This window comes from Janthinobacterium sp. DSP2-3-3 (genome assembly GCF_049897325.1).
Lineage (GTDB): Bacteria > Pseudomonadota > Gammaproteobacteria > Burkholderiales > Burkholderiaceae_D > Janthinobacterium.
This window is the reverse complement of the sequence record NZ_JAFCWA010000003.1, coordinates 159,745-176,396: the sequence shown is the minus strand read 5'-3', so window position 1 is coordinate 176,396 and position 16,652 is coordinate 159,745. Positions and strand designations below refer to the sequence as shown.

Sequence of the window (16,652 nt, the reverse complement as noted above, 5' to 3'; positions counted from 1 at the left end):
GCCATGAGCCGCGTCGATTTTCACAGCAACGTGCCGGACAAGCTGGCGTATGCCTGCCGCCTGGCGCGCAAGGCGTATATGGCGGGCAACAAGGTCGTCGTGCTGACGGCCGACAGCGCCCAACTCGACGCCTTGAACAGCGCCATGTGGACCATTTCCGCCACGGATTTCCTGCCGCACGTGTTGGCCGGCGACCCGCTGGCGGCGCAAACGCCCATCATCCTGACCGATGACGAAGCGGCCGAGCTGCCGCACCACGACATCCTCGTCAACCTGTCGCAGTTGCCGCCCGCCAACTACGCGCAGTTCCAGCGCGTCTTCGAGATCGTATCCATGGAGGAGCAAGATGCGCAGGCGGGCCGCCAGCGCTTCCTGCACTACCGCCAGCAAGACGTGCAACCGACGCACTTTGTGGCGGGCAACTCAGCGGGCAAACCATGAGCCAGCAGCCATTCGACCAGGGCATCCCGCTGCTGACGGAGGTGCTGCTGGGGCCGGAAGTGGCTCCCATCATGGCAGTCGAACCTGCTGTCGAGGCAACGCCGGCGTTGCCGCCAACGGTGGCGCAGCCCGACTGGGACGCCATCGAACAGCGGCTGACGCAGCGCATCCTGCACCAGGTGCAAGGCAAGATCGACCATCTGCTGGAAGAGCGCATCTCCCATATCTTACAGACGGCCCTGCAAAACGCCCTGATCGGCATGCGCGGCGCCCTGCGCGAAGATTTGCAGCAGTCGCTGGAACAGATCGTGGCCCACGCGGTCAGCCATGAACTGGGACATTTGCAGTGACACCTGTCAAAACCTACTGCGCGTCGGTTTAGGCGGCCTGCGATGCTCACCGTACTAAAGTACGGTTGCGCTTCTTAGCCACCTCTCCCTTCCGCTCGCTACGGTTTTGTCAGGTGTTGTCAGTTTCAGGACCTTTGAGGTCCGACTTCTCCTACACCTGTATTCTCTACAACGCCATTCTTTGGTGCGCTCGCGCCTGCGAAATCGGTGCATCGCGCCTTACTTTGGTGATTGTTGCGACAAAATGTAAAAAGCCCGAAATGCGGCTTTGCGCCGCCTGTTTTTTGTTGTACCTTTCTTCACACGTACCGCCTGTCGTAGCGGTTTTCACGAGACGCCGCCGTATCTTTATCCATTGGAGAATGTTTATGCTGCTCAAGACCAAAGTCCTTCCTCTCGCCCTCGCCCTCGCTTTTGCCGGCCATGCGGGAGCGCAGGAAATCATCAAGATAGGCCACGTCGCCCCGGTCTCTGGCGCCAGCTCCCACCTGGGCAAGGATAACGAGAACGCGGCCAAGATGGCGATCGAGGACTTGAACGCCAAAGGCTTCAAGATCGACGGCAAAGCCGTGAAATTCGTGCTGGTGCCCGAAGATGACGCGGCCGATCCCAAGCAGGGCACGGCCGTGGCGCAAAAGCTGGTCGACGCCAAGGTCAACGGCGTGGTCGGCCACCTGAACTCGGGCACGACGATTCCCGCCTCGCGCATTTACTTCAATGCCGGCATTCCGCAGATTTCGCCGGCCGCCACCAACCCGACATATACCCAGCAGAAGTTCAACACGGCCTTCCGCGTGGTGGCCAATGACAACAAGCTGGGGGGCACTTTGGGCGCGTATGCCGTGGGCAAGCTGCAAGCGAAGAAAATCGCCGTCATCGATGACCGCACGGCGTACGGCCAGGGCGTGGCGGAACAGTTCGTCAAGGGCGCCAAGAAGGCTGCGCCAGGCGTGCAAATCGTCGGCAAGGAATTTACCAATGCCAACGCCACCGACTTCAATGCCATCCTGACCAGCATCAAGTCGAAAAATCCCGACCTGATCTTCTTTGGCGGCATGGATTCCGTGGGCGGCCCCATGCTGCGTCAGATGAAGGCGCTGGGCATCAAGGCCAAGTTCATGGGCGGCGATGGCTTGTGCACGGAACCGCTGGGCAAGCTGGCGGGCGACGCCGTGGGTGAAGACATGGTCACCTGCGCGGAAGCGGGCGGCGTGACGGGCGCACAGCAAAAAGGCATGGACGATTTCCGCGCCCGCTACAAGCAGAAATACAATATGGAAGTGCAGCTGTACGCGCCCTACGTCTACGACGCCGTGATGACCATGGCCACCGCCATGGCCGACGCGAAATCGTCGAAACCATCCGTCTACCTGCCGTTCCTGGCGAAGGTGCAGTACCAGGGCGTGACGGGGCCGATCTCGTTCGACGCCAATGGCGACATCAAGGATGGCGCGCTGACCTTGTTCACCTACCGGGATGGCAAGAAAACCAAGATGGAAGTGATCAAGTAAGCGGCTGCTCAGCCACGTAAGCCTTCGACCAACGCGTCGAAGGTGGCGCGGCAGCGCAGGCTGCCCGCTGCAGGGCCGGTCCGATATCGCCCACCTTGCGCGCCACCAGTTACTTCTGGCGCGCGCGCAGCATCCCTGGAAGGTATGGGCAACTTGCGGGCGCAGCAAAAAAAACGCGCCGGGTTTGCCGGCGCGTTGATTGCAGGTACTGCGGCACAGATTATTTCTGTGCCAGTACCCATTTGACCAGGGTGCGGGCTTCCGCATCGCTCACTTGCGGATTGGCTGGCATCGGGATCGCGCCCCAGGTGCCGGAACCGCCCTTCATGACTTTCGCCACGAGCTTGGCTTCCGCGTCTTTTTGGCCGGCATACTTCGCCGCCACGTCTTTATACGCAGGACCCACCAGTTTCGTGCTCACCGCGTGGCAAGCCATGCAGTTTTTTGCTTTCGCCAGGTCCGGATTGGCCAACGCTGCTTGCGATGCCAGAGCCGATACGGTCAATACACTCACCAACATAAAACGTTTCATTGTCTTTTCTCCAAAGTTACTTCCTGCGGCATTTTACTGTGTTTCCGCAGATGCACCACGAGCCCAGATCAAGCGTTTCAATGTAGTAACGCAATGTAGTAACGATTAGGCATTCATATTCTGCCCCATCTGCGCGCGCATGACCATGTTGTTTGTAAGGCGATGTAACGACATGCGGCCCCGCATCGTCAAACGGGGCCGGCCGTCGCACTTATGCAACAAATCAGCGTTTCTGCTTCTTCAGCTGGGAGAGATCACGCACGGCACCCCGGTCAGCCGACGTCGTCAGGGCCGCATACGCCTGCAGCGCCTGCGACACGTAGCGCTCGCGGTTGACCGGCAGCCAGGCGCAATCGCCCTTCGCTTCCATGGCGACGCGGCGCGCGGCCAGCTGCGCATCCGTCACGCGCAGCTTGATGCTGCGCTCGGGGATATCGATGTCGATGAAGTCGCCCTCTTCCACCAGGCCGATGGCCCCCCCTTCGGCCGCTTCCGGCGACGCGTGGCCAATCACCAGGCCTGAAGAACCGCCCGAGAAGCGCCCGTCCGTGAACAGCGCGCACGCCTTGCCCAGGCCCTTCGACTTGATGTACGACGTCGGATACAGCATTTCCTGCATGCCGGGGCCGCCTTTCGGACCTTCATAGCGGATGATGACGACGTCCCCTTCATGCACCGTATCAGCCAAAATCGCTTCAACAGCGGTATCCTGGCTTTCAAACACGCGCGCCTTGCCCGAGAATTTCAAAATGCTTTCATCGACGCCCGCCGTCTTGACGATGCAACCCTTTTCGGCCAGGTTGCCGTACAAGACGGCCAGGCCGCCATCCTGCGAATAGGCGTGGGCCTTGTCGCGGATGCAGCCCGTGCTGCGGTCCATGTCGACGGCAGCGAAGCGCTCCGATTGCGAGAACGCCGTCTGCGTCGGCACGCCGCCAGGTGCGGCGCGGAACAGTTCATGCACGGCAGGGTTGTCGGTGCACATGATGTCGTTTTGCGCGATGGCGTCGGCCAGGGTAGGCGCGTGGATGGTCGGCAGGGTCGTATTGAGCAGGCCGGCACGCGCCAGTTCGCCCAAAATCCCCATGATGCCGCCCGCGCGGTGCACGTCTTCGATGTGGTATTTGTCCGTCATCGGCGCCACCTTGCACAGGCACGGTACCTTGCGCGAAATGCGGTCGATGTCGGCCATGGTGAATTCCACTTCCGCCTCATGCGCGGCGGCCAGCAAGTGCAGCACAGTATTCGTCGAGCCGCCCATGGAGACGTCGAGCGCCATGGCATTCTCGAACGCGGCCTTGGTGGCGATGGAACGTGGCAGCACCGAGTAATCGTCCTGCTCGTAGTGGCGCTTGGCCAGTTCGACGATCAATCGGCCCGCGCGCAGGAACAACTGCTGGCGGTCCGAGTGCGTAGCCAGGACGGTGCCGTTGCCAGGCAGGGCCAGACCCAGCGCCTCGGTCAGGCAATTCATCGAGTTGGCCGTAAACATGCCGGAGCAGGAACCGCAGGTAGGACAGGCCGAACGCTCGATTTCCGCCACGTCGGCGTCGGACACGCTGCTGTCGCCCGCCTTGATCATGGCGTCGACCAGGTCCAGCTTGATGATCTTCTGCGTGCCGTTGACAACCTTGATGACCTTACCCGCTTCCATCGGCCCGCCGGAAATAAACACGACGGGGATATTGATGCGCATGGCGGCCATCAGCATGCCCGGCGTGATCTTGTCGCAGTTCGAAATGCAGACCATGGCGTCGGCGCAGTGGGCGTTGACCATGTATTCGACGGAGTCTGCGATGAGGTCGCGCGAGGGCAGCGAATACAGCATGCCGCCGTGGCCCATGGCGATGCCGTCATCGACGGCGATGGTGTTGAATTCCTTGGCCACGCCGCCGGCCGCCTCGATTTCGCGCGCCACCATCTGTCCCAGGTCTTTCAAATGCACGTGACCTGGCACGAACTGCGTGAACGAGTTGACGACGGCGATGATCGGTTTGTCGAAGTCGCCGTCCTTCATGCCGGTGGCGCGCCACAGGGCGCGGGCGCCAGCCATGTTGCGGCCGTGGGTGGTGGTGCGGGAGCGGTATTGCGGCATGATGGGGACCTTCCGAGAAATGAATAATGCCTGAAGCACGGATTTCAACAAAACCCTGCATGCAGTGGGGGTACGCCAGATTGCCTTGCGCGCGCGCCACTGTCAAATATATGATACACGTGTCTGTGAGTCGATTTATATATCACAGCAATCAAACCGCATGGAAATACATATGAAACGTCCAGCATGAACCTTGAGCTGCGCCAGCTGCGCTACTTTGTCACCGTCGCCGAAGAATTGCACTTCGGCCGCGCCGCCGCGCGCCTGCACATGACGCAACCGCCCCTGTCGCAAACCATCATGGCCCTGGAAGAGTTGCTGGGCGCGCCCCTGTTCGTGCGCACGCGCCGCGAGGTGCAACTCACGCCGGCAGGCAGCGCCCTGCTGCCCGAGGCACGCCGGCTGCTGGCGCAGGCGCTCGATCTGCCCGCGCTGGTACAAAGGGCCGCGCAGGGCGAGGCGGGGCGTTTGAGCCTGGCGTTTGTCTCCTCGGCCGACTACAGCGTGCTGCCGCCATTGCTGCGCGCTTATCAGACAGCCTATCCGCAAGTGCAGATCCAGTTGCAGGAAGCCACGTCCGACCTGCAACTGGACGAATTGCTGGCCGGGCGCACGGATGCGGGCCTGTTGATCCCGCCCCTGCCCGAGAAGGCGAAAGGGGCGCTCGATTACCTGCCCGTGCTGGCCGAACCGCTGGTGCTGGCCGCGCCGTCCGGCCTCGACATCTTGAACACGCCGGGACCCGTGCGCCTGCGCGACCTGCCACCCCTGCCTTTGATCATCTTCCCGCGCGCGATATCGCCCGCCCTGCACGACGCGATACTGGGCGTGTTCCGCGCTGCCGGCATCACGCCACAGATCGGCCAGGAAGCGATCCAGATGCAAACCATCGTCAGCCTCGTCTCGGCTGGCATGGGTATCGCGCTTGTGCCACAATCGGTATCGAATCTGATGCGCCCGGGCGTAGAATACAGGCCGCTGCAGGACGCCACGCCGCTGGTGGAAACGGGCCTGGCCTGGCGCCGCGACAATCCATCCGCCGTGCTGCAGGGTTTCCTGGCGCTGTTGCGCAAGCAGATCGGCGCCACCACCCCTTAAATTAAGTGGCCGCTAAGGCAAAAAACCGCCGGCGCCGCCATACTACGCAACCTTAGCTTTAAACAAAGAAAGAAACCCCATGCTGAACCACCCGATGCCCGACCCGATAGCTATCCAGATCGGCCCGCTCGCCGTGCACTGGTACGGCCTGATGTATGTGCTGGCCTTCGCCCTGTTCATTATCCTGGGCCGCGTGCGCATCAAGCAGCCGCATATCGCCGTGCTGGGCTGGAAGAAGGAAGACCTTGATGACATGCTGTTCTACGGCATGCTGGGCGTGGTGATCGGCGGGCGCCTGGGCGAAGTGCTGTTCTACCGCCCCGCATACTTCCTGCACAATCCGCTGGAAATCTTCATGGTCTGGCATGGCGGCATGTCCTTCCATGGCGGCTTCCTCGGCGTCATCCTGGCCATGTATCTGTGGAGCCGCAAGGCGGGCCGCAACCTGTTCGACGTGCTCGACTTCATCGCTCCGCTGGTGCCGCTCGGTTATGCCGCCGGCCGCCTGGGCAACTTCATCAATGCCGAACTGCCGGGCCGCATTGCGCCGGAAACGCTGCCGTGGGCCATGCAGTGGCCGGGAATTCCGTATCCCGTGCACCCGTCGCCCCTCTACCAGATGCTGATCGACGGCATTCTCGTGTTCATCATCCTGTGGCTGTATGCGCGCAAGCAACGTCCGCGCATGGCCGTCGGTGCCATGTTTACCCTGCTGTACGGCTGCGCGCGTTTCTTCACGGAATACTTCCGCACGCCGGACTGGGAAGTAGTGTGGCTGGGCGTGCCGATCACCTCGGGCCAGATGCTGTCGCTGCCGATGATCGTCGGCGCCATTGCGCTGCTGGTGTGGGCGTACAAAAGCCAGGTAATGGGGACGCCGCCCACCAAGGCCCGCCCGGCGGACGCCTGATCGGCCTCCCTATGCCTGCAAGCTGTTGGTGATCACGGTCCATTGCGCCGGCGTCACGGGCGTGATGGACAAACGACTGCCCTTCTTCAACAGCAGCATGTCTTCCAGTTCCGGCATCTGGCGCATCTCGGACAGAGGCAGCAACGCCGTCTTCTTCACGCCCCGCACGTCGATGCTGATCCAGCGCGGCTGCTCAGGCGTGGCCTTGGCATCGAAATATTTGCCACCTTCTTCAAACTGGCTGTGATCGGGATACGCGCCGCTGGCCACTTCGGCCACGCCCGCCACGCCAGGCTGCGCGCAGCTGGAGTGATAAAACAGCACGCCATCGCCCGGCCGCATGCCATCACGCATGAAGTTGCGCGCCTGGTAGTTACGCACGCCGAACCAGGGCATGGTGTGCTGCGGCGCCGCCATCAAGTCGTCGATGCTCACTTCATCGGGTTCGGATTTCATCAGCCAATATTGTTTCATCTAGACTCCGTGTGAAAGCGGCAGACGTAAAAAAACGGTTGCGCATGATGCGGCAACCGTTTTCAGTTGTACTTACAAATGCAATGCAAATTGGGCCCCGCCTGTGCCGCTATGCCGGCATCCCGAACCAAACGGTTCAAGGTGGTCACGTTAGTTCAATTTCGGGTTCGTCGAACGAGCGACGCTCACTCCCATCAAACAAAATTCGCAACCGATGCGCATAAATGGTTCAAGGAATATATGGCAATCGCGAACACCGCAGGGTAGACCCAAGTTTACTCCTTTGATCGCGCATCGCAAAGAAAAATCGTAGCGTACGCGCTTAAAAAAGATTTTCCTGGGGCGTCAGCGCGCTATCCAATACTGTGTGCATGGCCGAGATTTTCTGTTTCACTTCGAGTATCGTCAATTCCGACAGCGGACCTTGTGGCGACTTCACGGAGAGGAATTCTGCAGCCACGCCCAAGGCGGCCAGCACGGCGATGCGGTCATTGCCCTTGACCTTGCCCGCGTCGCGGATGGCTTTCATTTTGCTATCGAGATAGATCGCCGCTTCGCGCAGCGCGCGCTCTTCGCCGTCGCGGCACACCATGCTATAGGACTGGCCCATGATATTGACATCGACACGCGGCATTACGCTTCCTTCTCGTTCTCGGCAATGTAGGCGCCCGCTTCCGAAGCAGCTTGCTCCAGGCCAGCTTGCACCAGTTCGGGAATTTTTTCCAGCAACGCTTCCACCCGCTCCTGCGCCTCGCGCATGCGTTGCACATACTGCGCGTTGTCGGCGGCCAGCGCGGCATTGTCCTTGCGCAATTGCGCGTTTTCACGGCGCAGCGCATGGGTCATTTCGGCCAGCAGGCCTATTTTGTCGGATAATTCGTTGAATTCGGAAATCATCCCGCCACTATAGGGCGGACGCTCCATGGGCGTCAATCGAATCACGCCGCTGTCACACATATTTACATCAATGCAGGACAGTTGGCGGACAATACACGATTTTTCCGGCGCTTTTCGCCAAGTGCGCGCATCTGCCCGCGCCGCGATGGCAGCGTTTTACTCGTCGACGTAATCGGCTTCGATATCGAGTCCGCCGTAGCGGTTTTCGCAAGAGCGGCGCGTCAGCGTCTGTTGTCCGCCCTTGCCGTCAAGCACCATCGTCAAGTCGCGGCAAGTACGGCGGTAGCTGCCAGGTTTGGCGTCCGTCCCCGAGGGCGTCAGGCGCACTGCCAGCGGCGCCGCATTGCCCAAGCCCTTGTTGCTCCATTGGCGCGTCTTGCCATCCTCTTCATCTTTCAAAGTGCGCACGGCGGCCGTCAGCAGGGCTTTCTGTTCCTTGGCATTCAGCTTGGCGATGGTGACGTCGGACAGGAAAGGAGGATACACGACGGGCGCCGGATCCTTGCCCTGCACATCCCAGTTGCCCCTGTTCTGCGAGCAGGTGCGGCGACTCAAGTCCTGCGACTTGCCGCGCGCCGTAACGACGAATTTCAGGTCGCGGCAGACGTGTGCCTTCAGGCTGTGCTCCGTCATGCCGGAATTGCTGAAGTTATACGTCACTTTCACCAGCACGCCACTGTCGCCGCCGTTGTCCCATACGTGCGCTTCCTGGTCGTCGTCATCCTTGTTGAGGTCGTTGAACAGGTCATTGAGCAGCATCTTCTTTTCCAGCGGCGTCAAGGTCGCCACGGTGATTTCATCGACGATGGTGGGTGTTTGCGCGGCGGCATTGCCCAGGCAGGCGAGACCGATGACGGTGGCGCCCAGCAGGCGCAGGGCGGGACGGGAAACAGGAAATGGCATGGTGTTCTTTCTGGCGCAAGTGGCGATATGTGGCGATATTAATATGCAATTGCAATCATCTTATCAAATTCCATAGTAAAACTCTGTTTCCTGCGCGTACAGGAACGCCCCCCATCCCGGCGGCATGCTAGAGTCGCTGCTGTTGCTGACGCCCGGGAAGTTGGCTTGCGCCAGCGCAAACCCTGTGTAAATGCAGGCTGCGCAGAACGTCTATGCTTATCTTTCCGGAGAATAAGCCCTTGAATAAGCCCCTTACCGTCCCTATAATTAGCACTCGTTAGTAGAGAGTGCTAACAAACTCTTTCGTAGCAATCCTCAGGAAATGATGGTGCTTGCCAGGTAACTGCAGGGAACGCTACGCGGCGGGCGACGCCGCGATGCACCACTGCCGGAGACAGGCAAGGACAGGATGACATGGGGTTTGCTTGACCGTTGCGGGCTGCTTTCAACGGCGGTCACTGAAAGCACGTCTGGCGCTGTGCCAGGCATGTATTCATTTAGCAACACTTATCCATTGAACTTTAAGGAGTTTTGTATGAATCTGCGCCCATTGAACGATCGCGTCATCGTCAAACGCCTCGACCAGGAAACCAAAACTGCGTCCGGCCTCATCATTCCTGATGCAGCTGCTGAAAAACCGGATCAAGGCGAAGTCCTTGCCGTAGGCAATGGCAAGATTCTCGACGACGGCAAAGTCCGTCCTCTGGATGTCAAAGTGGGCGACCGCGTCCTGTTCGGCAAGTACGCCGGCCAAACCGTCAAAGTTGACGGCGATGAGCTGCTGGTCATGCGCGAAGAAGACATCATGGCGATCGTCGTCAAGTAATTGTTTCCACGTTGTAGACAGATACATCCCGAAACTCAGGAGAATTGAACATGGCAGCTAAAGAAGTAGTATTCGGCGACGCAGCGCGCGCCAAGATGGTCGAAGGCGTCAATATCCTCGCCAACGCAGTCAAAGTAACGCTGGGCCCGAAAGGCCGCAACGTGGTCCTGGAGCGCTCGTTCGGCGCCCCTACCGTCACCAAGGATGGTGTATCGGTAGCGAAAGAAGTTGAACTCAAAGACAAGCTCATGAACATGGGCGCGCAAATGGTCAAGGAAGTTGCTTCCCGTACCAGCGACAACGCCGGCGACGGCACCACCACCGCCACCGTGCTGGCACAAGCCATCGTGCGCGAAGGCATGAAGTTCGTTGCCGCCGGCATGAACCCGATGGACCTGAAGCGCGGTATCGACAAAGCGGTTGCAGCGACCGTCGAAGAACTGGCGAAAATCGCCCGTCCTTGCACCACGACCAAAGAAATCGCCCAAGTTGGCGCGATCTCGGCGAACTCGGACTACTCGATCGGCGAGCGTATCGCTGAAGCGATGGAAAAAGTCGGCAAAGAAGGCGTCATCACCGTGGAAGACGGCAAGTCGCTGAACGACGAGCTGGACATCGTTGAAGGCATGCAGTTTGACCGCGGCTACCTGTCGCCATACTTCATCAACAACCCAGAGAAACAAGTTGCCGTACTGGACAGCCCATTCGTCCTGCTGTGCGACAAGAAAATCTCGAACATCCGTGACCTGCTGCCGGTACTGGAACAAGTCGCAAAAGCTGGCCGTCCACTGCTGATCATCGCAGAAGACATCGAAGGCGAAGCGCTGGCCACCCTGGTTGTCAACAACATCCGCGGCATCCTGAAAACCTGCGCAGTGAAAGCACCTGGCTTCGGCGACCGCCGCAAAGCCATGCTGGAAGACATCGCTGTCCTGACGGGCGGCCAGGTCATCGCTGAAGAAGTCGGCCTGACCCTGGAAAAAGTGACCCTGGCCGAACTGGGCCAAGCGAAACGCATCGAAGTGGGCAAGGAAAACACCATCGTTATCGATGGCGCCGGCGAAGCTGCCTCGATCGAAGCACGCGTGAAACAAGTGCGTGTACAGATCGAAGAAGCGACCTCGGACTACGACCGTGAAAAACTGCAAGAGCGCGTAGCCAAACTGGCTGGCGGCGTTGCCGTGATCAAGGTTGGCGCAGCCACCGAAGTCGAAATGAAAGAAAAGAAAGCTCGCGTTGAAGATGCACTGCACGCCACCCGCGCTGCCGTGGAAGAAGGCATCGTGCCTGGCGGCGGCGTAGCCCTGCTGCGCGCACGCGCCAACATCACGGTCAAGGGCGACAATCCTGATCAAGATGCTGGTATCAAGATCGTCCTGCGCGCAATGGAAGAGCCACTGCGCATGATCGTGCAAAACGCTGGCGAAGAAGCTTCGGTCGTCGTGGCAGCCGTATTGGCTGGCACGGGCAACTACGGCTACAACGCTGCCAACGGCACGTATGGCGACATGGTGGAAATGGGCGTTCTGGACCCAGCCAAAGTGACCCGTTCGGCGCTGCAAAACGCCGCTTCGATCGCTTCGCTGATGCTGACAACCGACTGCATGGTCTGCGAAATCGCTGACGACAAAGCAGGCGGCGGCATGGGCGGCGGCATGGGTGGTATGGGCGGCATGGGCGGCATGGACGGCATGATGTAATGCCCTGCATCCCCGCGCCGACGGCGCGCGGGATGCCTATGCAGGGCCAGGACAGGCAGAGCAAAAGCTGCGTGCGCCTGCCCGGCAGCCCCAAAAAGCTATCTTCTACGGAAGGTAGCTTTTTTTTCGCCGATTGATTGGACAAGTCCGTTTAACAAACCCGTTTGGCCAGCCTGGCGATTGCCCACCTGCACGTTTTGCTTTAGCATGGCCGCCATCGTCCTTCTTTATCATGCCACCATCATGCCGCCACGCGCCTCTTCTTCCAAAACCACCATCATCGCCGGCATCCTGGCCGGCTTGCTGGCCGCCGGGCTCGGCGCTTTTTACCTGCACCAGCAGTCCGCGCCGCACAGTGACAATGCCCCGGCCGCGAGCAGCCAGACGGCGGCGCAAGAGCAGAACGCGCGCGCCGTCGATGCGCTGATGGCTTTGCCGGAAATAAAGGCGTGGTCGGCGCATATCGAAAAGGCTAGCGGCGGCCGCGCGCATGGTGCCGTGATGGAAACGTCGCCGGAAACGCGCCTGGTCGATGGCGTCGCCTGCTATCAGCTGAGCTTTTTCGAAAGCACGCCGGACGCGGCCCACCGCTGGGAAAGCTTTGTCGTGTCGCCCGACGGCAAGCGCATCCTCGTCGAGGATATCGTCAACGGCGGCCTGCTGAGCCTGGAACAATGGCGCAAGGACAACGCGCCCATGCAGCGCATCGCCACGCAATAAACCCGCCTACGCCGGCGCCCCCTGCGGCGCGGCGCCGCGCACGCGCGCCACCCACCACACCGTCCACAGCGACAAACCCGCCGCCAGCCAGCCATTGATGCCATAGCCACTGATGTGGCCGACCGCGTCCGTCTGCAGGGTCAGGCCGCCCAGCCAGGCACCCAGGCCGCTGCCCAGGCTTTGCAGAGCCGAATTGGCGCTGAGGAAGGCGCCGCGCTTGTGCGGCTCCGGAATCGTCGTCAGCAATGCCTGCAACGGTATCGTGCGCCCGGAGACGAGGGCCATAAAAAACGGAAACACCAACATCAGCGCCAGCAGCGGCAACTGGGGCAAGTGCGTCATGAACAGCAGCGGCGCGATCGACAACAGGGCTACCCAGCGGTACACCTGTTGCTTGCCGGCCCGGTCCGCCCAGCGGCCGATCACGCGCGCCGTGAAGATCGTGGCACAGCCGCCCGCAAGATACACCCAGGTGACGTCGGCCGGCGCCAGCCCCATATTGCCCACCAGCACGGGCGAAATGAAGGGGATCACCAGCATGCCCGCCGTCATGTTGACAATGGACAAGGCAAACGCTTCCATGTGGCGCCTTTCCCGCAACAGCGCCCCCAGCTTCGGCAGCACCTGGCGCACAGGCGTGGGAACCGCGCCCATGTGCGCCGTCAGCGAGGGCAGCACGCGCGCCGCGCCCAGCCAGATCAGCAGCGACAGCACGACCAGCAGGAAGAAGGGGGACGCCCAGCCAAAGTGCGCGGCCAGCACCACGCCGATGGGCACGCCGCCCACGGCCGCCATGGCAAATGAAGTCATGACGATGCCCGTGGCCGCGCCACGCCGCTCGGAAGGGATCACGTCGCCGATGATGGCCATGACGATGGCGCCCAGCACGCCGCCCGTCAGCCCGGCAAATGCGCGCGACCACAGCAGCACATGGAAGTTCGGCGCCAGCGCGCAAGCCAGGTTCGACACGGTAAACAGGCAAAACATGGTCAACAGCAGCTTCTTGCGGTCAAAGCGGTCGATATACGTGGCCGCCAGCAAGCCGGACAGGCCCGCGCACCAGGCGTAGGCCGAGACGGCGCCCGAGACGGCAGCCGGGCCGATGCCGAACGCCTGCATCAACTGGGGCGCCAGCGGCATCATCACCATGAAATCCATGATGACAGTAAATTGCGTCAGCGCAAGCAGCCACAGCATCGCGCGTTCGCGCGCCGGCGTCAGCATGGGAACCGGCGCGACCTTCGATGCGGCCATCATGCCAGCGCCTCGATATCGGTGCGGGCCTGACGCAGGATGGCGCGGATGGCGTCGAGGCGGCGGGCATCCACATCGCCCGTGCGCCCGCGCGCCAGCACCGCCGCCTTCAATTCGTGCATCAGGTGGCGCAGATCGTCGTCCGCGCCGGCCGGCGTATCGACCCTGGCGGCAATCGCGTCGACATACGCGCGGTTCGCTGCCAGGAAGGCCAGCCCTTCCGGCGTAATGCTGTGCAGTTTCTTGTTGCCATCGAGGCTGACGGCCACGTAACCGTGTCCCACCAAGCCATGCATGAGCGGATAGATGGCGCCGGGACTCGGGGCATAGGCGCCGCCGGCGCGCTGGGCGATGGCCTTGATGATGTCGTAGCCGTGGCGCGGCTTGTCGGCGATCAATTGCAGCACCAGGTAACGCAAGGTGCCCGCGTCAAACATTTTCGGCCCGCGCGCGGCGGGGACAGGGTTAGCAACGCTGGCAGCGGCGCCCGACGCGTCGCCCTGGCTGTGGGCTGCCACGCGCAGCGGGTGCGCGCCACAAAGAAAGAGGGACATGGCACTCCTTAAGATATATCGCAATAAGATATATCTTATGTTTGAAGCCGTCGCAATGCAAGGTTTACTTTCCGGCATCGAAGCCCGATACTCGTTCACATGCCCGCCACCACTGTCCGCCCCCTCACGCCAGACGACGCCAGCGCCTACCGCGCGCTGCGCCTGGCCGGCATCGCCGAACTGCCGGCCGCTTTCTCTACCACGCATGCGGCAGAAAGCGGCTTGCCGCTGGCACAGATAGCGCAGCGCTTGCGCGCCACCTTCCACCAAATAATATTTGGCGTTTTCAACGAGAAACAATTGATCGCCATTGCCGGCCTGCGCCGCGAACCGATCGCCGTCGTGCATGACAAGGCCAGCCTGTGGGGCGTGTATGTGGCGCCGCAGGCACGTGGACGCGGTGCGGGACGGCAGCTGGTGCAGGCGGCCATCACACACGCCTGCGCCATTCCCGAGCTGGGCCGCGTGCGCCTGGCCGTGGCGCAGGACAACCACGCGGCGTTGAGCCTGTACCTAAGCTGCGGCTTTGTCCTGGCGGACAGCTGCGCATCGGATGGCATGCTGCAACTGCAGCTGTTGCTGCCCCGTCCGGCGCGTGCAAGTGCAAGCGCAAGTGCCGATAGTAATGTCTTTATGAAAATCAATACCTTACAAATCCCTGCGAAATAGCGGACAGGCCGTTTTTTCTGTTGCAAGCAAACGCGGCAGGCCTTAGCATCGCGGCTTACAAAAAAAACTTGGGGAGAGCCAATGTCATCGGCCGAGACACAAACCGCCACGGGCAAGATGCCCCGGCAAATACCGTACATCATCGCCAACGAAGGCTGCGAACGCTTCAGCTTTTATGGCATGCGCAACATCCTGACGCCATTCCTCATCAGCACCTTGCTGCTGATGATCCCGATTGACCAGCGCACGGGCGAAGCCAAGCACGTGTTCCACACCTTCGTCATCGGCGTATATTTCTTCCCGCTGCTGGGCGGCTGGCTGGCCGACCGCTTCTTCGGCAAGTACAACACCATCTTCTGGCTCAGCCTCGTGTATTGCGCCGGCCATGCCTGCCTGGCCCTGTTTGAAAACAGCGTCAACGGCTTCTATTTCGGCCTGTTCCTGATCGCCTTCGGTTCCGGCGGCATCAAGCCGCTGGTGGCCTCGTTTGTCGGCGACCAGTTCGACCAGACTAACAAGCACAAGGCCAAGCTGGTGTTCGACCTGTTCTACTGGATCATCAACTTCGGCTCCTTCTTCGCATCGCTGCTGATGCCGATGTTCCTGCGCGACTTCGGCCCATCGATCGCCTTCGGCATCCCGGGCCTGATGATGCTGGCCGCCACCCTCGTCTTCTGGATGGGCGCCAAGAAGTACGTGCACGTGCCGCCAGCGCCGCCGAACCCCGATTCGTTCACCCGCGTGGCCCGCACGGCCCTGCTGGCGCGCGTCGATGGCGGTTCGCGTCCCGGCCTGTATGTGGCCTACGTCGGCGTGATCGGCGCCCTGTATGCGTTCTACAGCATTCCCGAATGGGGCTTCGTGATTTCAGCGTGTACCGCGCTGGTATTGCTGCTGGCCTTCGGCAGCATCGGCACGGCCATGCAGCTGGAGCGCGCGCGCGGCATCCACCCCGACGAAGCCGTCGAAGGCGTGCGTGCCGTCCTGCGCATCCTCGTCATCTTTGCCCTCGTCACGCCGTTCTTCTCGCTGTTCGACCAGAAGGCTTCGACGTGGATCGTGCAAGCGAACACCATGGAAAAACCAAGCTGGTTCCTGCCGGCGCAGATGCAGGCGCTGAACCCGATGCTGGTGATGCTGCTGATCCCGTTCAACAACTTGGTGCTGTACCCGATGCTGAACCGCTTCGGCTGGGAAGCGACGGCCCTGCGCCGCATGACGGCCGGCATCGGCTTTTCCTCGCTGGCGTGGATCGTCATCGGCTTGCTGCAACTGGCCCTCGACAGCGGCAACGCCGTTTCCATCATGTGGCAGATCCTGCCCTACGCGCTGCTGACGTTCGGCGAAGTGCTGGTCTCGGCCACGGGATTGGAATTTGCCTACAGCCAGGCGCCCGTCTCCATGAAGGGCGCCATCATGAGCTTCTGGAATCTGTCGACCACGGTCGGCAACTTGTGGGTGCTGATCGTCAACCGCAGCGTCATGAACGAGGGCGTGATCGGCAAGATCGCCGAGAGCGGCATTAGCGTGACGGCCTTCCAGATGTTCTTCTTCGCCGCCTTTGCCGCCGTCGCCATGCTGGCCTTCGGCCTGTACGCAAGGCGCTACAAGATGGTCGACAACTACCGCCAGGCCGTGGTGCCGGGCAAGGCATGATCTACAAGTAAGCTAAAATGAAGAGCGCCCACAGAACATCGTGGGCGCTTTTTTTTTGCCTG

At 61.1% G+C, this 16,652-nt stretch carries 18 protein-coding genes and 1 other RNA gene; 10 read left to right on the top strand and 9 right to left on the bottom strand.

From position 1 onward, the window contains the following. Positions 1-3: 3 nt before the first annotated feature. The 3 genes from ACP7DE_RS07520 (at position 4) to ACP7DE_RS07510 (ending at position 2,302) form a co-directional block, all read left to right on the top strand. The gene (locus ACP7DE_RS07520; protein ID WP_426071516.1) at positions 4-441 is read left to right on the top strand and encodes a DNA polymerase III subunit chi; all 438 of its coding nucleotides are present in this window, start codon (positions 4-6) and stop codon (positions 439-441) included. Further along, on the top strand, positions 438-791 hold the full coding sequence (locus ACP7DE_RS07515) for a hypothetical protein (protein ID WP_426071515.1): 354 nt from the start codon (positions 438-440) through the stop codon (positions 789-791). Before ACP7DE_RS07520 ends, ACP7DE_RS07515 begins: the two co-directional genes overlap by 4 nt. Before the next feature lie 368 nt (positions 792-1,159). Further along, the gene (locus ACP7DE_RS07510) at positions 1,160-2,302 is read left to right on the top strand and encodes a branched-chain amino acid ABC transporter substrate-binding protein (protein WP_426071514.1); all 1,143 of its coding nucleotides are present in this window, start codon (positions 1,160-1,162) and stop codon (positions 2,300-2,302) included. A gap of 220 nt (positions 2,303-2,522) precedes the next feature. Here ACP7DE_RS07510 and ACP7DE_RS07505 read toward each other — a convergent pair whose 3' ends face one another. Both ACP7DE_RS07505 and ilvD read right to left on the bottom strand, forming a co-directional pair. Continuing rightward, positions 2,523-2,834, bottom strand: a complete 312-nt coding sequence (locus ACP7DE_RS07505) for a c-type cytochrome (RefSeq protein WP_099762392.1) — start codon at positions 2,832-2,834, stop codon at positions 2,523-2,525. Between the two features lie 223 nt (positions 2,835-3,057). Beyond that, positions 3,058-4,929 carry a dihydroxy-acid dehydratase gene (gene ilvD / locus ACP7DE_RS07500; protein ID WP_426071513.1) on the bottom strand — a complete coding sequence of 624 codons (1,872 nt, stop codon included), beginning with the start codon at positions 4,927-4,929 and terminating at the stop codon, positions 3,058-3,060. Between the two features lie 186 nt (positions 4,930-5,115). Between ilvD and ACP7DE_RS07495 the strand changes: the two genes are divergently transcribed. Further along, complete coding sequence (locus tag ACP7DE_RS07495; protein WP_426071512.1) at positions 5,116-6,027, top strand: LysR family transcriptional regulator; 912 nt, start codon at positions 5,116-5,118, stop codon at positions 6,025-6,027. Positions 6,028-6,106: 79 nt separating this feature from the next. Beyond that, positions 6,107-6,937 carry a prolipoprotein diacylglyceryl transferase gene (gene lgt / locus ACP7DE_RS07490; RefSeq protein WP_426071511.1) on the top strand — a complete coding sequence of 277 codons (831 nt, stop codon included), beginning with the start codon at positions 6,107-6,109 and terminating at the stop codon, positions 6,935-6,937. Between the two features lie 9 nt (positions 6,938-6,946). Here lgt and ACP7DE_RS07485 read toward each other — a convergent pair whose 3' ends face one another. The 5 genes from ACP7DE_RS07485 to ACP7DE_RS07465 all read right to left on the bottom strand — a co-directional run bounded on the left by ACP7DE_RS07485 (position 6,947) and on the right by ACP7DE_RS07465 (position 9,211). Beyond that, on the bottom strand, positions 6,947-7,411 hold the full coding sequence (locus tag ACP7DE_RS07485) for an EVE domain-containing protein (protein ID WP_426071510.1): 465 nt from the start codon (positions 7,409-7,411) through the stop codon (positions 6,947-6,949). Between the two features lie 90 nt (positions 7,412-7,501). Continuing rightward, positions 7,502-7,679: non-coding RNA, 6S RNA (gene ssrS / locus ACP7DE_RS07480), on the bottom strand. A gap of 54 nt (positions 7,680-7,733) precedes the next feature. After that, positions 7,734-8,045 carry a cell division protein ZapA gene (locus tag ACP7DE_RS07475; protein ID WP_034747344.1) on the bottom strand — a complete coding sequence of 104 codons (312 nt, stop codon included), beginning with the start codon at positions 8,043-8,045 and terminating at the stop codon, positions 7,734-7,736. Further along, positions 8,045-8,308: a DUF904 domain-containing protein gene (locus tag ACP7DE_RS07470; protein ID WP_099378049.1), complete on the bottom strand. Its 264-nt coding sequence runs from the start codon at positions 8,306-8,308 to the stop codon at positions 8,045-8,047. Before ACP7DE_RS07470 ends, ACP7DE_RS07475 begins: the two co-directional genes overlap by 1 nt. Positions 8,309-8,464: 156 nt before the next feature. Next, complete coding sequence (locus tag ACP7DE_RS07465; protein WP_426071509.1) at positions 8,465-9,211, bottom strand: hypothetical protein; 747 nt, start codon at positions 9,209-9,211, stop codon at positions 8,465-8,467. Between the two features lie 535 nt (positions 9,212-9,746). On the opposite strand from ACP7DE_RS07465, the gene groES reads away from it, so the two are divergent. From groES to ACP7DE_RS07450, 3 genes are all read left to right on the top strand, one after another. Next, a complete protein-coding gene (groES, locus tag ACP7DE_RS07460) occupies positions 9,747-10,037 on the top strand; it encodes a co-chaperone GroES (RefSeq protein WP_010400979.1) in 291 nt (96 codons plus the stop codon). Positions 10,038-10,087: 50 nt separating this feature from the next. Then, positions 10,088-11,737 (top strand): chaperonin GroEL, encoded by a 1,650-nt coding sequence (groL, locus tag ACP7DE_RS07455; RefSeq protein ID WP_010400981.1) that lies wholly within the window; start codon positions 10,088-10,090, stop codon positions 11,735-11,737. A gap of 207 nt (positions 11,738-11,944) precedes the next feature. After that, positions 11,945-12,457, top strand: coding sequence for a hypothetical protein (locus tag ACP7DE_RS07450; protein ID WP_426071508.1), 513 nt, complete (start codon positions 11,945-11,947; stop codon positions 12,455-12,457). Positions 12,458-12,463: 6 nt separating this feature from the next. Here ACP7DE_RS07450 and ACP7DE_RS07445 read toward each other — a convergent pair whose 3' ends face one another. Together ACP7DE_RS07445 and ACP7DE_RS07440 are read right to left on the bottom strand one after the other, a co-directional pair. Continuing rightward, positions 12,464-13,714 carry an MFS transporter gene (locus tag ACP7DE_RS07445; protein WP_426071507.1) on the bottom strand — a complete coding sequence of 417 codons (1,251 nt, stop codon included), beginning with the start codon at positions 13,712-13,714 and terminating at the stop codon, positions 12,464-12,466. Continuing rightward, positions 13,711-14,265: a PadR family transcriptional regulator gene (locus tag ACP7DE_RS07440; protein WP_426071506.1), complete on the bottom strand. Its 555-nt coding sequence runs from the start codon at positions 14,263-14,265 to the stop codon at positions 13,711-13,713. Before ACP7DE_RS07440 ends, ACP7DE_RS07445 begins: the two co-directional genes overlap by 4 nt. 99 nt (positions 14,266-14,364) lie before the next feature. On the opposite strand from ACP7DE_RS07440, the gene ACP7DE_RS07435 reads away from it, so the two are divergent. Both ACP7DE_RS07435 and ACP7DE_RS07430 read left to right on the top strand, forming a co-directional pair. After that, complete coding sequence (locus ACP7DE_RS07435) at positions 14,365-14,934, top strand: GNAT family N-acetyltransferase (protein WP_426071505.1); 570 nt, start codon at positions 14,365-14,367, stop codon at positions 14,932-14,934. Between the two features lie 81 nt (positions 14,935-15,015). Next, complete coding sequence (locus ACP7DE_RS07430; protein WP_426071504.1) at positions 15,016-16,590, top strand: oligopeptide:H+ symporter; 1,575 nt, start codon at positions 15,016-15,018, stop codon at positions 16,588-16,590. Positions 16,591-16,652: the final 62 nt, after the last annotated feature.